We start from the raw sequence: 15,951 nt of genomic DNA, 5'->3' as shown, positions 1-15,951 counted from the left end.
GTCTGACGTCTGAAGCTGGTCGAACACGTAACGCGTCCGACGTCTGACTTCCGACCTCTGGCGTGACAGTGAGGACACTGAAAATGAGTATCGAAACCTACGATCCCAATGCTGCTGCCGACGTCACCATGACTGATGCCGCCATTGCTCACGTTCGCAAGCTGTTGGCCAAAAATGCCGACAAGCAAGGCGTTCGCCTGGCCGTGAAGAAAAGCGGCTGTTCGGGTTTCAAATACGAAGTTGAGTTCGTAGAGAAGCCTGCCGCAGGCGACCAGGCCATTCAGGTAGCGGATGACGTCACCCTGTACATTGCCGCCGATGCCAAAGCCTATGTGCGTGGCACGGAAATCGACTTCAGCAAGGAAGGGTTGAACAGCACCATCAAGTTCAACAACCCCAATGCCAAAGACCTGTGCGGCTGCGGAGAGTCTTTCTCGGTGTGATGATTACACCGCTTTATGAATCAAACAGTTCGTAAAGCAACTTGAGCTCTGTCTCTGGCGAGCGACCACAGCAGTGGCATAATCGAGCCAACTTTTCTTTTGTCGCCCTTGTTGGCACGGAGTCTGGCATGGCTGATTCGCTGGAGCAGATTCGGGATCGGGTCGTCCACCTGTATTACATGGACTTTATCAAGGACCACTTCGGGCTGTTGAAGCGCCCGGATGTGTGTATCGCGCTGGAGTTTCAGGTATGGCTGGAAACCTTCCACCCGACACTGGCCGCGTTCGGCGATTCCGGCCTCGATAAATTCAACAAGATCAGCGAATGGGTCAGCCATCCAGACCTCGATTACCACGAGCTGCTGGATTACTTTAACCGATTCAAACGCAAGCACTAGACAGAAGTGAATCATGGAAAAACGCATGGTCGTTTCGCAGGCAGAATGCCCTGCACGACAGGTTCCATCCGGTGTACCGACGGTTATTCAGCCGGGCGTGTTTGTCACCATTAACCAGGCACTGGGCGGTAACTACACAGTCACCGTTAATGGCAATATGCTGCGCGTTGACGGCACCGATGCTGCTGCACTGGGATTGGAATCCGAAGAAATTGTGTTCGAGCAACACGACGACGGCGTGGTTCGCAGAGAACAGGTTGAACAAGCGCTGCGAACGATTTTCGACCCGGAAATTCCAATCAACCTGCTTGATCTTGGCCTGGTGTACGGCATTGATATCAACGCTGGCAATGTCACCATTCGCATGACCCTGACCGCTCCAACTTGTGGCATGGGGCCAGTACTGGTGTCCGACGTGAAATACCGCGTTGCCAAGGTTCCCAATGTTGAAAACGTAGAAGTTGAGCTGGTGTTCGATCCACCGTGGCACCGCGACATGATGACCGAAGAAGCCCAGCTGGAAGCTGGCTTGTTCTTCTGATCGTCCGCTTTCAAACCCGAACAAAAACGGCAGTCTCAGACTGCCGTTTTTGTATCCCCACCGCTTACAGGAAACCACTGATGCAGATGCAGGAAACACAGGATCAGGTAATTCTGGAACCACAACACGCCGCTACTCACTGCATTATCTGGATGCACGGACTCGGCGCTGACGGTTACGACTTTATTGCCGTGGCCCAACACATGGCCCGCCAGATGGATCTCAGCAGCACCCGCTTTTTGTTCCCCCACGCGCCGGTTCAGCCCGTCACCTTTGCCGCTGGCGAGTCGATGCGTTCGTGGTACGACATCCTCTCGGCCAACCCGCGTCGACTGGTAGAGCCCAACAGCCTGAACCAGTCGGTAGAGCGCATTAGTAACCTGATTCAGCAGCAAATCGCCGATGGTGTACCGAGCCAGAACATTTTTCTGGTCGGCTTTTCCCAAGGTGGTGCGGTGGCGTGGCAGACGGCCTCAGACATTGAACAGCCGCTGGGTGGTATGGCGGCACTCAGTACCTACATGCCGCTAGGCCAAGCCGATGAGCCCATGGTCTTTCAACCAGTCAATCAGGCGCTGGCGATATTTATTGGCCATGGCAGTCGGGACGGGGTTGTGCCCATCAGTCTGGGCGAAGAAGCAAAAGCGCGAATGAGCCAGCATGGCAGCGTGCCACAGTGGCACAGCTACCCGATGCAACACGAGGTGTGTGTGGCCGAAATAAACGATCTCTGTACCTTCCTGCTACAACAGATGCACCCAGCCTGAGCCGGGTGTTATCCGACGTTATTTAAAAATTCGGAACTGCTGCGCAGCTTGCAGCAGGCGCTCCGCCAACTGACGCTGCTGTACACTGGTTTTACTCATGAAGTTACCCGTTGCCGCGGTGGACTCCGACAGTTTGTGAATACTCACCACCCCTTTGGTCAGCTCCCGGTTGGTAGCCACCTGCTCTTCCGCTGCAGAGGCCACCTGATCCGTCATATCCTGAATGCTACGCACCGAGGTCTGAATACGGCCCAGTTCGGTCGACAAAGTGTCCGCCAGTTCGACGGTTTCAGCAGCCGACGCTTGTGACTCTTCCACCGCCGTGAAAGCACGCTGGGAATCTTGCTGGAACTTGCCAACAATGCGGCTGATTTCCTCCGTAGACTCCTGGGTTTTCTGCGCCAGCGCCCGCACTTCGTCCGCCACCACAGCAAAGCCTCTACCTTGTTCACCGGCACGAGCGGCCTCAATTGCAGCGTTCAATGCCAGCAGGTTGGTTTGTTCAGCAATGTTTTTGATCACTTCCAGCACTCCGCCGATGGCGTCACTGGATTTGTGCAAATCCTGAATCACCGCCGCGGCCTGGGTCATGCTGCCGTTAAGAGAGTTGATGTTCTTGAGGCTGCGTGCCACCACATCACCACCTTCACTGGCAATCTTGTTGGCTTCTTCTGCCCGGTCGGCCACCGTCTGAATGCTGGAAGCAATTTCCTGAGTCGCCTGCTCCAGTTCATTCACCGCCGTCGACGCCGAAGCCGTCTCGTCCTGCTGGGCTTTCATGCCTTTCACACTCAATGAAATGGTCATCTGATTTTGCATTGCGATCAGATTCATCTCGGTGGTGTTGTTAAGAAACTGCCCAACCGTGGTTTCCATTTTGACCAGCAATTCGTTCATGGCCTGGCACACCTTACCCAGTTCATCGTTGGCCAACACCGGCAGCCTGATCGTAAGGTCGAGGCGATCAGTGACCGAATGAATGTTGCGAGACAAGGCATCAATCTGCTGATACAGCACCATCGACACCATCCAGGTGACCGACAACGTTACAACCAAGGTCACCACCCCCAACAGCAAAGTTCCCCACACACCCGCCTGAGCGGCATTGTGTTTGGCCTCTGCTGCTGCCAGCAAGTCTGTCTCCAGGCTGTCTTCAATGCCCTTCAATAAGTTAATACGCGCTGTCGAAGCGGCAAACCACGCCGTTGCTTGCTGGCCAAAACCACCGCTGTCCGCTTTTTCATGAGCAATGGCACGGTACTCCGTCACCGCCTGTTCTTCCTTACTGCTGCGGAAAGCCCGGTAACCAGCCAGGCTCTGCTCCGTGGAAAACGCTTCAAAGGTATTCAGGAAGGCCGCCTGCTCGGTTTCCAGACGAATAAAACGCGGGTACAAGCCTTTGGCAAACCGGTCGGCGCCAAAAGCATTGCTGAGCACAGCACGTTCAATACCGGCCCGTTCCTTCCCCTGCAAGAAGTTGTAGTAGGCCTGCAAATCGCGTGATATCTCACCATCGGAGGTATAGCGCGACGCCAACGCCGAAATAGCAAGCAATTCGCGAATTGTGCTGGTGTAGAACTTGAGGGTATCTGCCAATACAATTTGCTGGCTGGTGACCTGATTACGAATCGCTGCCAACTGGGCAAGGTCGCTACGAACACGCTCAAGTGCCTGATTGACGAGCGGATAACCGGTGGTATCAAGCGTCGTCAGCAGCCCTTGCCATTGCTGAATCTGGCCATCACCAAGGCCTCGCTGCTGCGGCAACTTGTCGGCAAAGGCGGTGCCCTTGCTGCCCAGATAACCGGCCGACATGCCACGTTCTTTTTGCAGCTCGTGGGCCAACAGGCCATTCTGACGGGCCACTTTCACCAGCACCGTAATGTCGTGCATCTGCTGTTGGGTGTGTAACCGCAAGGACAACTCGTCAAACAGGAAGAACAACAGTGCCGCCAGCGGCAGCAAGGTCATCAACATCAGCTTGGTTTTCACCTTGAGGTTGCTGATTGCTCTCATATCCCGACTCCCAGGACTTCATATCAAGATGTCTTTCAGCCTAGACCAGACTGGTCAGATTGCAGCCACTGTCTGTGATGCCGCCGGTTAGCCAGCGGAATGGCAAACTTTGTCGGCCTGCACCGCCAGATTCATGACTCCGTGATAGGTGTGGGCTATCAATTTCCTGACGCAGCCACTCGGGTACTGAACTCGCTTCGCTCGTTTGCTATCCTTCGCGCTTTGAAATTTCGGCAGCGGGATCAGCAATGACCACCATGTACGGCATCAAGAACTGCGACACCATCAAGAAAGCCCGCAAATGGCTGGATGACGCAGGCGTTGACTACCAATTTCACGACTACAAAAAAGACGGTTTGCCAGAAGTCCTGGTTGACCAGTGGCTCGACGAGCTGGGTTGGGAAGCGCTGATCAACAAGCGCGGTACGACCTGGCGCAAGCTGGCTGATGACCTGAAAGACAACATGAATACTACCAACGCCCGTCAGGTGATGCTGGATAACCCGTCCATCATCAAGCGTCCGTTGCTGGACACCGGTGCGGAAAAGGTACTGGGCTTCAAGGCCGACGAATATTCCAGCTTGTTTGCCAACTAATCACAGCAACAAGCGAACACGTTTTTATAAAGACTCTGCCCCAGGGCAGCTGATATTGAGGATTGTTACATGAGCAATGCATTTGCACTGGCCATTGGTGTCGGTACCAAAAACGCCAACGGTGACTGGCTGGAAGTGTTCTACTCCAAGCCACTGCTGAACCCGACTGCCGAACTGATTGAAGCAGCCAAAGCGGCTCTGGGCTACGAAGGCGGCAACGAAGCACTGGAAGCTGACGGCGGTGAACTGAACGCTTTTGCAGACGCGATTGAAGCCACTGACGCCCAGCAAGCTGCCATTGCCCGTGCTTGCACCGACAGCGACAAGCCAGTTGTTGTGACCGTACTGGCCACTGACGAGCAGTCTGTGACCACCCCAGAGGTGTACCTGAAGCTGCACCTGCTGTCTCACCGTCTGGTCAAGCCACACGGCCTGAACCTGGCCGGTATGTTCGGCCTGCTGCCAAACGTTGCCTGGACGAACAAGGGTGCGGTAGACCTGTCTGAACTGGCTGCAGCACAGCTGGAAGCCCGTCTGAGCGGCGAACTGCTGTCTGTTAACAGCGTCGACAAATTCCCACGCATGACCGACTACGTGGTACCGGCTGGCGTTCGTATCGCCGACACTTCCCGTGTACGTCTGGGTGCTTACATTGGTGAAGGCACCACCATCATGCACGAAGGTTTCGTTAACTTTAACGCCGGTACTGAAGGCGTTTCCATGGTTGAAGGCCGTATCTCTGCCGGTGTTGTGGTTGGTAACGGTTCCGACCTGGGCGGCGGTTGTTCCACCATGGGCACCCTGTCCGGTGGCGGTAACATCATCATCTCCGTGGGCGAAAGCTGCCTGATCGGCGCCAACGCCGGTATTGGTATCCCACTGGGTGACCGTTGCACGGTTGAAGCCGGTCTGTACATCACTGCCGGTACCAAGATTCAGGTACTGGACGATGCCAAGAACCTGGTTGAAACCGTCAAGGGCCGTGACCTGGCAGGTAAATCCGACCTTCTGTTCCGTCGTGACTCCATCAGCGGCGCCGTTCAGTGCGTGACCAACAAGTCCGCCATCGAACTGAACGAAGAGCTGCACGCCAACAACTAAGGCCTGCCTGCCAGCGACAGGAACCCCCGTCGCTGGCAACAGCCAACAAAAAAGCGCCTGCCGGAATTCCGACAGGCGCTTTTTTATGAGTTTGAATCAAACGCCTGGCAATCAGTCGGTTGTTGCGGGCATCAGGGTGATTTCCACCCGGCGGTTCAATGCCTTGCCTTCGGCCGTGCTGTTGCTGGCGATCGGTTCTGACTCACCAAAGCCGACTGGCTCCAGTCGCACTTCGTTGATGCCTTTGACTTTCAGATACTCGGCCACTGAATGCGCACGGTCTTCTGACAGCTGCTGGTTGAAGGCTTCAGAGCCATCGCTGTCAGTGTGGCCAGCGACCACCACCAGGGTTTTGTCGTATTCTTCCAACACTACGGCAACAGAATCCAATACCTCATAGAAGTTGGAAGCAATGGCGGTACGCCCTGAGCCAAAAGTAATGTTTCCCGGCATGATCAGGTTCACGTTGTCCCCAACACGCTCAACGCTGACGCCGGTGCCACGCAGTTGCTTACGCAGTTCGGCCTCCTGGGAATCCATGTAGTAACCCACACCACCGCCAATGGCACCACCACCCGCCGCTGCGGCCAGAATACGACGGTTACGGGTACCGCTCTTTTCATCCTTGTTGGCCAGGTAGGCGGCCACAGCACCCACCGAGGCACCGATGCTGGCACCGATGGCGGTATTGGAGGTTTTCTCTTCGCCAGTGTAGGCGTCGTAGGTTGAACAGCCGGTGATGGATACGGCCAGTGCGGTTGCTAAAGCAAAATATTTCATGGGTTCGCCATTGTTTGTAAAAATGAATGCTTATCTGTCGACTGGCAATGCCGGTACAGGTTCATTTTTAAAACAATGGCTTTCAAACGGTGTCTTTAACGCAGTAGTTAAAACGACGCCTTTAAACAACGGTGTAGCAGAGTGCACACAGAATATCTGCCCTCTGCTACAGCTCCTCTGCTAACCGTCACAGGCCACAGTTTCTCCGCCCCCGGCTACGCACGCCGTGAACAACCGTCAGTAAAAATACTCCAGCGTCAGCTGAACGTAGTCGTCTTCCCGAATGCTGTACAGCACGGCATCATCCGAATCGTCGGCCAGGAACAGGTTACCGTCGATGCTCAGCTTGAAGCTTTCGCCCACCCGCTTGCTGCCTTCCACCACCAGACTGCTGGAGCCGTAATCCAGGTCGTAGCCACCACCAATCAAAAGAGCGCTGTCGTCAACATCGTTAAAGGTGAGGCGAGCACCGGCAAACACATCGTTCTGGGCCAGCACTCCGGCATCTTCGCCACGCTGATCCCAACCGTATTCCGTCAGCACGCCAACATCGGCGTTGGAATCCATCACGCCATAAAAGGTGTATTCCAAACCGCCCTGGGCAGCCCAGTAGTTTTCCGGCTGGGTATTGCGGTGAATGGTTTCAAACTTCCACAACCAGCTGTCGATGGTAGCCTGTAAATCCAGACCAAACTGGGTCATCTGGGCATAGTAAGGCACCAGCACGACCTCACTGCCTTGCAGTTCAGCGTTCATGATCGGATCGCGGTTGGTGCCCTTGAAGGCGTGCAGGCCAATATCAAAATCGCCGATGTAGTGGCTCCAGCGCAGCGCGTAGTCGATGTGCTTTTGTTCGTCGCCCGACTCGTATTGGGCATGGTCTGTGTCCACCACCAGTGCCGGACGAAAACGTCCTTCTTCGCTGGCGAAGGTGCGCTCGCGGAAATACGGCAGCACAAACACATCAACAATTCCCCAGTCACGCACCAGAGACACGTTGACCATCGGCTGACCCAGCTTGTCTTCGCCATCCGGTGCTTCAACGCCGTCGGTCTGGTTAATCACGTCCACCAGATGCTGGAACTCGGTGACGCCCCAGAACACCCTCCGGATACCAATGCGGCTTTCAAAGCTATCGGCTACGTGTACCCAGCTGAGATCGCGCAAATCAAAGTGATTGCGCTCGTCGTCGCTGTCGAGAAAACGTTTGAACACTTCCAGCGTGACGGTATCGTCGCCACCGTTCCACTCCCACAGCAGCTTAGGCTGGGCAGCAATCGATAACTGCATTCCTGTCTGCTGCTGGTCTGCGTCTGAATCGGCGAAATAGCGAGCCTCCAGCGACACATTGCCCGACTTCTCGTAATACAGCTCAGCCTGCGCCAGCGAGGGCAACGCCCCCGTCAGCAACAGACCTGCAAGCGGCAGCAGGCGTTTCATCGACCAGCCCGCTTGAGGGTGTTTTTATTGAAGTCAGCGTCTTTCAAACCGGTTTTAAAGCGGTAGCCGCTCCAGGCCAGATCGGTGCTTTTGCCACTCTGGTGGTTGACCATTTTCATCAGGTCCGGACGCCAGTGTTTGCCTTCGTATTCCTTGTAGCCTTCATAAGTGAGGGTTTTCAGCAGGCTGTTCTTGCGGTCGTAGAAATCGACCTTCTGGGCGCGCAGTTCTGCGGTGTCGATCCAGGCGATACGACGGGTGTAACCGGAGTTCTTGTCGACCGGGTAGTTTTCCACCACATAGCACTGCAGTTCACCACAGGCTTCCGTGCCAACGTACTTATAGGTGTACTTTTCCACCTCGAACGAGGACAGGTCTTCGTAAGCGAATTCAGAGCCCATGAAAGGGCCGGATTTGTTTCGAGAGGCAATGCGTTTGACCCGTTTCAGAGCGGGCAAATACAGCCATTGCTCATCCGCGCCCACGGCGTGGGAGAAGCTCAAAAACGCGGTGCCTTTGACATCCCGAGGTTCGTCGAACACCGACAAACTCTTGTCACCGTCGCCCTGTACTTCCAGCGAACTCATGCGCACTGCCCGCACACTCTCCTGGCCCTGCTTGTTGCGCAACACCATGTTCATTTCGCCCTGCATGTCCTGCCAGCCTTGATCGCTGTCTTTCGACGCCTGGGAAATGGCCAGCCCTTGTTGCTCTGGGGTGAGCGACGTATCGAGTTCAAAGGCGTGAGCGGCCATGGAAACCGTGGTGGCAGCCGTCAGTGCCAGTGATGTAAATATCTTGTTCATCAATTTATTCTTCATCAATTTATTCTTCATGATCGTCAAATCCTTATACCGACGCAGAGGTCGCTGAAGTGTGCTTATTGTTGGTATCCGCGCTAACTGCTGTCTTGTCTTCCTTGTCCAGCAGCATCAGCAGTGGCGGCAGGAACAGGAAGTCGACAATCAGGGCGATCACAATGGTGATGGCGGTCAGCAGGCCCATGTCGGCATTCAATTTGAAGCTGGATTGCGCCAGCACCAGGAAGCCTGCAGCCAGCACCAGCGTGGTAATCACCAGCGCACGACCGACACTGGAAAACGCATAGCGAACCGCGGCTTCGGTGCCGTACCCCTTGTCCCGGCGGGCGTGCAGGTACTTGCTTAAGAAATGCACGGTGTCGTCCACCACAATACCCAGCGTCATACCGGCGACCACCGACAGCGCTAAACCAATCTGGCCATCGATCATAAACCAGACACCAAAGCCCATCGCCGCCGGCGCCATGTTCGGGATCAGACTGATGGCGCCAAACTTCAATGAGCGCAGCGCAAACGCCAGCAGCACTGAAATCAACACCAGAGCGATGGCGGTTCCCATCAGCATACTGATGATGTTGCGCTGGCCGATGTGAGCGAACATCAGTGTTGGGCTGGCAACCTCCACCTGCAGCTGTGGAGCCTGTTCGGCAAACCAGCGGTAGATGCGGTTTTCGATATCCAACTGCTCGGAGCTGGTGAGATTCTGGAAGGTGGCGACCACCCGGGTGCTGGATTTATCGACGTCGAGCTGATTGTTCAGATCGAGGCCGTACGGCAGCGACATTTCGTACAACAGCAGGTACTGCGCCGACAGCTCGCGGTCTTGTGGCAAGGTGTAATAGTCTTCATCGTCGCCGTGCATGTTTTTGTTCAGACGCTTGAGGGTGTCGGAAAGCGTATTCACATGATCGGTTTCCGGCTGTTCACGCAACCAGTCACTGAAGTCCCCCAACGCTTTTACAAAGCCAGGATCATTAATACCGCTGCTCTCACCAGAGCCGATTGAGATTTCGATGGTGGTCAGGCCCGACATGTTGTCGGCCATGTAATCGGTGGCCTGACGGAACGGCACGGTCTGGTCGAAGTATTTAACGAAATCGTCGTTCAATACGTTGTTGGGCAACAACACGACACTGCCAGCAATTACCAATGCCATTCCCGGCAGCAACACTTTGCGACGCTGAATCACAAAGTCAGCCAGCTTCTCCATCGCACCGCTGTGGCTTTCGTCCACCACTTTCACTTTCATTGGCAGGACTGTGAGCAAAGCAGGGAAGGTAGTTACCGAGAATACAAACGCCAACATCACACCTATGGCGACCATGTTGCCGAGATCGTTGAATGGTGGCGAATCGGAGAAGTTCATGCTCAGGAAACCAATGGCCGTGGTGGCACTGGTCAGGAACACTGGCGTCAGGTTGAGCTTGAGGCTGTGCATCAGGGCATCGCGCTTGGTGGCACCGTGGCGCATGTCGTAGAACATCGACGCCAGAATATGCACGCAGTCGGCGACCGCCAGTGTCAGCACCATGATTGGCGTCGTTGCTGACGGCCCGGTTAAATAAAACCCCATCCAGCCCGCCATTCCCATGGTCGACAGAATCGAGAAGATGATCACCACCAGTGACGCCAACGTGCCCGTAATGCTGCGCAACAGAAAAATCATGGCGACCAGAACCATCAGGAACATGGCTGGCACCAGCGTTGCCTGATCTCCCAGTGACGATTCGGCAAAGGCGTTGTTGAGCATCACTACCCCAGACAACCGCACCTCAATGTCCGGGTTTGCGGTAACAAATTGATCGCGCAGTTCACGAGCAAAGGTGACGACCTCTGGAACTTCCTTGGTCGGATCAATAGCAGGCAACTGCACAGTGACGTTAACCACAGTGACGTGGCCCTTGTCAGACAGCAGCTTGTCGACCAGCAGCGGCTCATTAACAGCAATGTCTTTCAGCTGCTGCATGTCCATGTCAGGCAGTTCATCAGCTTCCAGCACCAGATCCGCCACAAACAGGTCGTCTTCCTCGGCCTCGGTGTGTTGATAGTTGGTGATCGAATCCACCCGGGTGGAGTACGGAATTTGCCAGGCGTCTTCCGTCAGCTGTTTGATGGCAGCCAGTGTAGCCGGTGTGAATACCTCTCCGTTTTTCGGCGACAGTACAAAAGCAACGTTGTCGCTTTTGCTGTACACCTTCTGCATGGCCTCAAAGGCCATCAATTGAGGGTTTTCGTCACTGAAAAACACCCGGTAGTCGCTTTTGAATACCAGGTTCTTGCCGCCAACCGCAGCGGCCATCACGAACAACGCCGACAACAGCAGCACCAGCCACGGTCGATTCAGCACAAAGTTAAAGAAGCGGTCTTGCATCAGGTCTCCTTCCCTGCAAGCGTCAGGGGGCGTATTAAGGTGAGTAGCAGAGCAAATGAATAAAAGCTGAAATCAGGGTTTGTGCAGGCCATGGTTCTTGATTTGTGGAGCTACCCGCTGGTGACACGCTCGGGTCAGAGCTTGCAGATCGATGCTGTTGTCCAGCGGCTGCCAGCCAAGGCCATCCAGCACCAGATTGGTATGTGTCAGATAGGCTACTTCCAGCACCTGGGATTCGCGTATGGCACAACGCTCAACCTGGTCCTGCAGCAATGCCACGGTGCCGTAGGTCATCGACCAAATGGCGAAGGCAACGCCGCCAGCGTCCATACCCGGCTTGGGCGTCAGCTCACCATTTTCAATGGCGTCCACAATCACGCTGCAAAACAGCCGATTCAAATCGTCCTCCAGCGCCATGTGCTCTTCGGTGTGGTGTTGTGAAGCCTTGGCCCGGGTGGCGGGTGTTTTCGCCGTCACCACCAGATTGAAACGGGTCATATCGGATTGCGCATGCAGTAAATAGGAGTACGCCAGACACAGCGCTTTCTCGCGAGTGGAGCCTTCAAAATCAATCGCTGCGGCAAACACCTCAATCAGGGTACTGACGCAGTAGTTGCACATGGCCGTCAGCAGGTCCTCCTTGCTGGAGTAATGGCCGTATACGGTGCCTTTTGAGTACGGCACTTTGGCAACCACCTTGTCGATGGTGACGGCACCCACCCCACCGCCGCTGCGAATCAACTCCAGTGCCGCCCCCATGATGACTTGCTGGCGTTGCTGTTTGTCTTCGTCGTTGATGATCTTCGGGGCCATATCGCTACCAGTTTGACGATCCGTCAAAATAAAACGGTTAAAAAAAGCGAAGTGGGTCATCCCTACTTCGCCGATGGAAAACGCTGCCGTTTTCTGACTGATCGTCAAAATAAAACAGCCCACCCTGATCGAAAAGCATCCAGCTTGAAACAATCCGTTCCCTCAGGAACTTTAATTGACGATCCGTCGAAATAAAATCTTCGACCATCAAGCATCCTGGTGCGGAGGTCAGGAGTCAGGGCTCAGACCGAAAGTTATTCAGGTAGCTTCAGGCAGTTAAGAAGGCCTTTAAAGAAACAAAAACGAATTGATCAACACGGAAAATAAATAGTTATATTCGGGGTAATACAATACCAATATCTAATAGCAAAGCGGTTATTCACTACCCTTTTGAATAAACAAAATCAGGATTACAAATAATAACGTTACGGCCTTAAGCGCAGCGCAAATGTGTCAATAAGGTGACATTTGGCTGGAGGTATTTATTCACAGAGCACAGGTCAGTACTGGCATAAGCCGCGCCTTTGACCACTTTGGCACAGGCAGAGATTATGTCCGTCTGATCACACCTGAAACTGCGCCCAAAACGCCCGTCATCATGGCTTTGGTGCCCAATCCCCCTGTCAGTCCGACCGCGATAAAAAGCCGCCAGCATAAAACGTGATATACTCTGCTCAGCGCAATATCAATGAAACCGTTCACCCGGATATGAGTTTGAATCGCCCTGCCATTATGAGAATCATTTTCATTAAGTTGTTTGCGCAGGGACATGCTAAAAACGGCGGCTTTTGCATACGAATGGGCTGGCTCGAAAAATAGCCAAAAAATTACACATTCACAAAAGTTATTACAGATATTCACGCCATTTATAGCGTTTTCATTGAGCTGTTAACGAGTTTTCAATATCTTATTGCGCGATCAAAATTAGACTAGATGAGATGTGGGCGCTATGAGTTACTATTCAGAATATCTACAAGAAATTGAGGTTCGTAAGAAGGACCTGGGTCTGAACCCGAAGCCAATCGACAGTGCCGAGCTGCTGTCTGAAATCATTGCCCAGATCAAAGACACTGGCAATGAGCACCGCGAAGCATCTCTGAACTTCTTCATTTATAACACTCTGCCGGGTACGACTCCTGCTGCAGTTGTTAAATCTGCTTTCCTGAAAGACATCGTTCTGGGTAACGAAACCGTTGCCGAGATCTCTCCTGAGTTCGCTCTGGAGCAGCTGTCTCACATGAAGGGTGGCCCTTCTGTTGAAGCTCTGCTGGACGTGGCTCTGTCTGACCACGCGCAAGCCGCTGCTGCTGGTGAAGTTCTGAAGTCCCAGGTATTCCTGTACGACGCCGACTACAACCGTCTGTCCGAAGCATTCAAGGCTGGCAATGCCGTTGCCAAAGACCTGCTGGAAAGCTACGCCAAGGCTGAATTCTTCACCAAGCTGGACGATATCCCAGAGAAAATCGACGTGGTTACCTACGTAGCTGCTGAAGGCGATATCTCTACCGACCTGCTGTCTCCGGGTAACCAGTCTCACTCCCGTGCCGACCGTGAACTGCACGGCCTGTGCATGATCAGCCCTGAAGCCCAGAAAGAAATCACTGAGCTGAAAGAAAAGCACCCGAACGCCAAGGTGATGCTGATCGCCGAAAAAGGCACCATGGGCGTGGGTTCTTCCCGTATGTCCGGTGTGAACAACGTGGCACTGTGGGCTGGTGAAAAGACTTCCCCATACATTCCTTTCATCAACAACCGTCCGGTGGTTGCTGGTACCAACGGTATCGCGCCTATCTTCCTGACCACTGTTGGTGTGACCGGCGGTATCGGTCTGGACCTGAAAAACTGGGTCAAAAAAGTTGATGCGGATGGCAACGTGGTACGTGACGAAAACGGCGATCCGGTACTGGAAGAAGCCTACTCCGTTGCTACCGGTACCGTGCTGACCATCGATACCAAAGCCAAGAAGCTGTACAACGGCGACAAGGAACTGGTAGACGTAGCTTCCGCTTTCACTCCACAGAAAGTGGAATTCATGAAAGCTGGCGGTTCCTACGCAGTTACCTTCGGTAAGAAGCTGCAGACTTTCGCTGCTGAAACCCTGGGTGTTGAAGCTCCGGCTGTTTACGCACAAGCAAAAGAAATCTCCATCGAAGGTCAGGGCCTGACTGCCGTTGAGAAGATCTTCAACCGTAATGCCATCGGTGTTAACTCCAAGACTCCGCTGCACACTGGTTCCGACGTTCGCGTTAAGGTGAACATCGTAGGTTCCCAGGACACTACTGGTCCTATGACTTGTCAGGAACTGGAATCCATGGCGGCTTCCACCATTTCCGCGACTGTGGATGGTGCGTTCCAGTCTGGCTGTCACACCGCTTCCGTGTGGGACAAGAAGGCTCAGGCCAACACGCCTAAGCTGATGGCTTTCATGAACGCTTTCGGTGTGATCACTGCACGTGACCCGAAAGGCATCTACCACTCCATGACCGACGTAATCCACAAGGTTCTGAACGACATTACTGTCGACGACCGTGCGATCATCATCGGTGGTGACTCTCACACCCGTATGTCCAAGGGCGTGGCTTTCGGTGCTGACTCCGGTACTGTGGCTATCGCACTGGCGACTGGTGAAGCTGAAATGCCAATCCCTGAGTCTGTGAAGGTTACCTTCAAAGGCAACATGAAGCCGCACATGGACTTCCGTGACATCGTTCACGCGACCCAGGCTCAGATGCTGAAGCAGTTCCAGGGCGAAAACGTCTTCCAGGGCCGTGTGATCGAAGTTCAGATCGGCACTCTGCTGGCTGACCAGGCCTTCACCTTCACCGACTGGACTGCAGAAATGAAAGCCAAGGCTTCCATCTGTATCTCCACCGATGAAACCCTGATCGCCTCTCTGGAACTGGCCAAGTCCCGTATCCAGATCATGATCAACAAGGGCATGGATAACGAAGCCAAAATGCTGCAAGGCCTGATCGAACTGGCCGACAAGCGTATTGCTGAAGTTAAATCCGGTGAAGCTCCAGCACTGGCTCCAGACGATAACGCCAAGTACTACGCTGAAGTGGTTGTAGATCTGGACTCTATCGAAGAGCCAATGATTGCTGACCCGGACGTTAACAACGAAGACGTATCCAAGCGTTACACCCACGACGTGATCCGTCCGACTTCCTACTACGATGGCCGTAAGGTTGACCTGGGCTTCGTTGGTTCTTGTATGGTTCACAAAGGCGATATGCAGATCATCGCTGCCATGCTGCGTAACCTGGAGAAGAACGGTCCGGTTACCTTCAAGGCTCCACTGGTTGTTGCGCCACCAACGTACAACATCGTTGACGAACTGAAAGCAGAAGGCGACTGGGACATCCTGTCCAAGTACGCTGGTTTCACCTTCGACGACGAGAATCCAAAGCAGGCTGCTCGTACCCAGTACGAGAACATCATGTACCTGGAGCGTCCAGGATGTAACCTGTGTATGGGTAACCAGGAAAAAGCAGCACCTGGTGACACCGTACTGGCGACTTCCACCCGTCTGTTCCAGGGCCGTGTGGTAGAAGACACTGCCGAGAAGAAAGGTGAGTCCCTGCTGGGCTCTACTCCAATGGTTGTTCTGTCCTGTGTTCTGGGTCGTTTCCCGACTCTGGAAGAGTACAAGGCTGCCGTTGAAGGTATTAACCTGACTTCCTTCGCGCCACCAAGCAAAGACCTGAGCGTTTCCGGTGATATCCCGGTAGTTGCTGTGTAACTGCTGCCTGAGCGCAAATGACAGTTTGACCCACGCCGCTGGCGTGGGTCATTCATCCCAAAACGCCCGATGCTTGTCATCGGGCGTTTTGCGTTCAGGGGCAAAGAAAAGGTCAGACCGGG

Annotated in this window: 13 protein-coding genes; 7 read left to right on the top strand and 6 right to left on the bottom strand. The window is 54.1% G+C overall.

What is annotated here, in order from left to right:
- The first annotated feature begins 83 nt into the window (after positions 1–83).
- The 4 genes from ACXADJ_RS03335 (at position 84) to ACXADJ_RS03320 (ending at position 2,149) form a co-directional block, all read left to right on the top strand.
- On the top strand, positions 84–443 hold the full coding sequence (locus ACXADJ_RS03335) for a HesB/IscA family protein (protein WP_475063065.1): 360 nt from the start codon (positions 84–86) through the stop codon (positions 441–443).
- Positions 444–571: 128 nt separating this feature from the next.
- Entirely contained in the window at positions 572–841 is a 270-nt protein-coding gene (locus tag ACXADJ_RS03330) for a hypothetical protein (protein ID WP_028294429.1), read from the top strand.
- Between the two features lie 25 nt (positions 842–866).
- On the top strand, positions 867–1,382 hold the full coding sequence (sufT, locus tag ACXADJ_RS03325; RefSeq protein ID WP_475063063.1) for a putative Fe-S cluster assembly protein SufT: 516 nt from the start codon (positions 867–869) through the stop codon (positions 1,380–1,382).
- Positions 1,383–1,462: 80 nt separating this feature from the next.
- The gene (locus ACXADJ_RS03320) at positions 1,463–2,149 is read left to right on the top strand and encodes an alpha/beta hydrolase (protein ID WP_475063059.1); all 687 of its coding nucleotides are present in this window, start codon (positions 1,463–1,465) and stop codon (positions 2,147–2,149) included.
- Between the two features lie 18 nt (positions 2,150–2,167).
- On the opposite strand, the gene ACXADJ_RS03315 is transcribed toward ACXADJ_RS03320, so the two are convergent.
- Positions 2,168–4,165: a methyl-accepting chemotaxis protein gene (locus ACXADJ_RS03315; protein ID WP_475063057.1), complete on the bottom strand. Its 1,998-nt coding sequence runs from the start codon at positions 4,163–4,165 to the stop codon at positions 2,168–2,170.
- Between the two features lie 248 nt (positions 4,166–4,413).
- Here ACXADJ_RS03315 and ACXADJ_RS03310 point away from each other — a divergent pair, with 248 nt between their 5' ends.
- Positions 4,414–4,761 (top strand): ArsC family reductase, encoded by a 348-nt coding sequence (locus tag ACXADJ_RS03310; RefSeq protein ID WP_475063055.1) that lies wholly within the window; start codon positions 4,414–4,416, stop codon positions 4,759–4,761.
- Positions 4,762–4,830: 69 nt separating this feature from the next.
- Positions 4,831–5,862, top strand: a complete 1,032-nt coding sequence (dapD, locus tag ACXADJ_RS03305; RefSeq protein WP_475063053.1) for a 2,3,4,5-tetrahydropyridine-2,6-dicarboxylate N-succinyltransferase — start codon at positions 4,831–4,833, stop codon at positions 5,860–5,862.
- 111 nt (positions 5,863–5,973) lie between these two features.
- Here dapD and ACXADJ_RS03300 read toward each other — a convergent pair whose 3' ends face one another.
- From ACXADJ_RS03300 to ACXADJ_RS03280, 5 genes are all read right to left on the bottom strand, one after another.
- On the bottom strand, positions 5,974–6,642 hold the full coding sequence (locus ACXADJ_RS03300; protein ID WP_475063049.1) for a YiaD family glycine zipper/OmpA-like lipoprotein: 669 nt from the start codon (positions 6,640–6,642) through the stop codon (positions 5,974–5,976).
- A 237-nt stretch (positions 6,643–6,879) separates the two neighbouring features.
- On the bottom strand, positions 6,880–8,082 hold the full coding sequence (locus ACXADJ_RS03295) for a hypothetical protein (protein ID WP_475063046.1): 1,203 nt from the start codon (positions 8,080–8,082) through the stop codon (positions 6,880–6,882).
- Complete coding sequence (locus ACXADJ_RS03290) at positions 8,079–8,918, bottom strand: outer membrane lipoprotein-sorting protein (protein WP_475063044.1); 840 nt, start codon at positions 8,916–8,918, stop codon at positions 8,079–8,081. Before ACXADJ_RS03290 ends, ACXADJ_RS03295 begins: the two co-directional genes overlap by 4 nt.
- Before the next feature lie 13 nt (positions 8,919–8,931).
- Positions 8,932–11,274: an efflux RND transporter permease subunit gene (locus ACXADJ_RS03285; RefSeq protein WP_475063042.1), complete on the bottom strand. Its 2,343-nt coding sequence runs from the start codon at positions 11,272–11,274 to the stop codon at positions 8,932–8,934.
- A 72-nt stretch (positions 11,275–11,346) separates the two neighbouring features.
- Positions 11,347–12,087, bottom strand: coding sequence for a TetR/AcrR family transcriptional regulator (locus ACXADJ_RS03280; protein ID WP_475063039.1), 741 nt, complete (start codon positions 12,085–12,087; stop codon positions 11,347–11,349).
- A 949-nt stretch (positions 12,088–13,036) separates the two neighbouring features.
- Here ACXADJ_RS03280 and ACXADJ_RS03275 point away from each other — a divergent pair.
- The gene (locus ACXADJ_RS03275) at positions 13,037–15,829 is read left to right on the top strand and encodes a bifunctional aconitate hydratase 2/2-methylisocitrate dehydratase (RefSeq protein ID WP_475063037.1); all 2,793 of its coding nucleotides are present in this window, start codon (positions 13,037–13,039) and stop codon (positions 15,827–15,829) included.
- The last annotated feature ends 122 nt before the right edge of the window (positions 15,830–15,951 follow it).

It is taken from the genome of Oceanobacter sp. ABM4_470 (assembly GCF_056158645.1).
Note: the sequence above shows the minus strand (reverse complement) of the source record. Positions and strands in the feature narration are given on the sequence as shown.

Coding starts and splice junctions, on each gene's coding strand:
- ACXADJ_RS03335 (WP_475063065.1), top strand. CDS start 84: ATGAGTATCGAAACCTACGATCCCAATGCTGCTGCCGACGTCACCATG.
- ACXADJ_RS03330 (WP_028294429.1), top strand. CDS start 572: ATGGCTGATTCGCTGGAGCAGATTCGGGATCGGGTCGTCCACCTGTAT.
- sufT (WP_475063063.1), top strand. CDS start 867: ATGGTCGTTTCGCAGGCAGAATGCCCTGCACGACAGGTTCCATCCGGT.
- ACXADJ_RS03320 (WP_475063059.1), top strand. CDS start 1,463: ATGCAGATGCAGGAAACACAGGATCAGGTAATTCTGGAACCACAACAC.
- ACXADJ_RS03315 (WP_475063057.1), bottom strand. CDS start 4,165: ATGAGAGCAATCAGCAACCTCAAGGTGAAAACCAAGCTGATGTTGATG.
- ACXADJ_RS03310 (WP_475063055.1), top strand. CDS start 4,414: ATGACCACCATGTACGGCATCAAGAACTGCGACACCATCAAGAAAGCC.
- dapD (WP_475063053.1), top strand. CDS start 4,831: ATGAGCAATGCATTTGCACTGGCCATTGGTGTCGGTACCAAAAACGCC.
- ACXADJ_RS03300 (WP_475063049.1), bottom strand. CDS start 6,642: ATGAAATATTTTGCTTTAGCAACCGCACTGGCCGTATCCATCACCGGC.
- ACXADJ_RS03295 (WP_475063046.1), bottom strand. CDS start 8,082: ATGAAACGCCTGCTGCCGCTTGCAGGTCTGTTGCTGACGGGGGCGTTG.
- ACXADJ_RS03290 (WP_475063044.1), bottom strand. CDS start 8,918: ATGAAGAATAAATTGATGAAGAATAAATTGATGAACAAGATATTTACA.
- ACXADJ_RS03285 (WP_475063042.1), bottom strand. CDS start 11,274: ATGCAAGACCGCTTCTTTAACTTTGTGCTGAATCGACCGTGGCTGGTG.
- ACXADJ_RS03280 (WP_475063039.1), bottom strand. CDS start 12,087: ATGGCCCCGAAGATCATCAACGACGAAGACAAACAGCAACGCCAGCAA.
- ACXADJ_RS03275 (WP_475063037.1), top strand. CDS start 13,037: ATGAGTTACTATTCAGAATATCTACAAGAAATTGAGGTTCGTAAGAAG.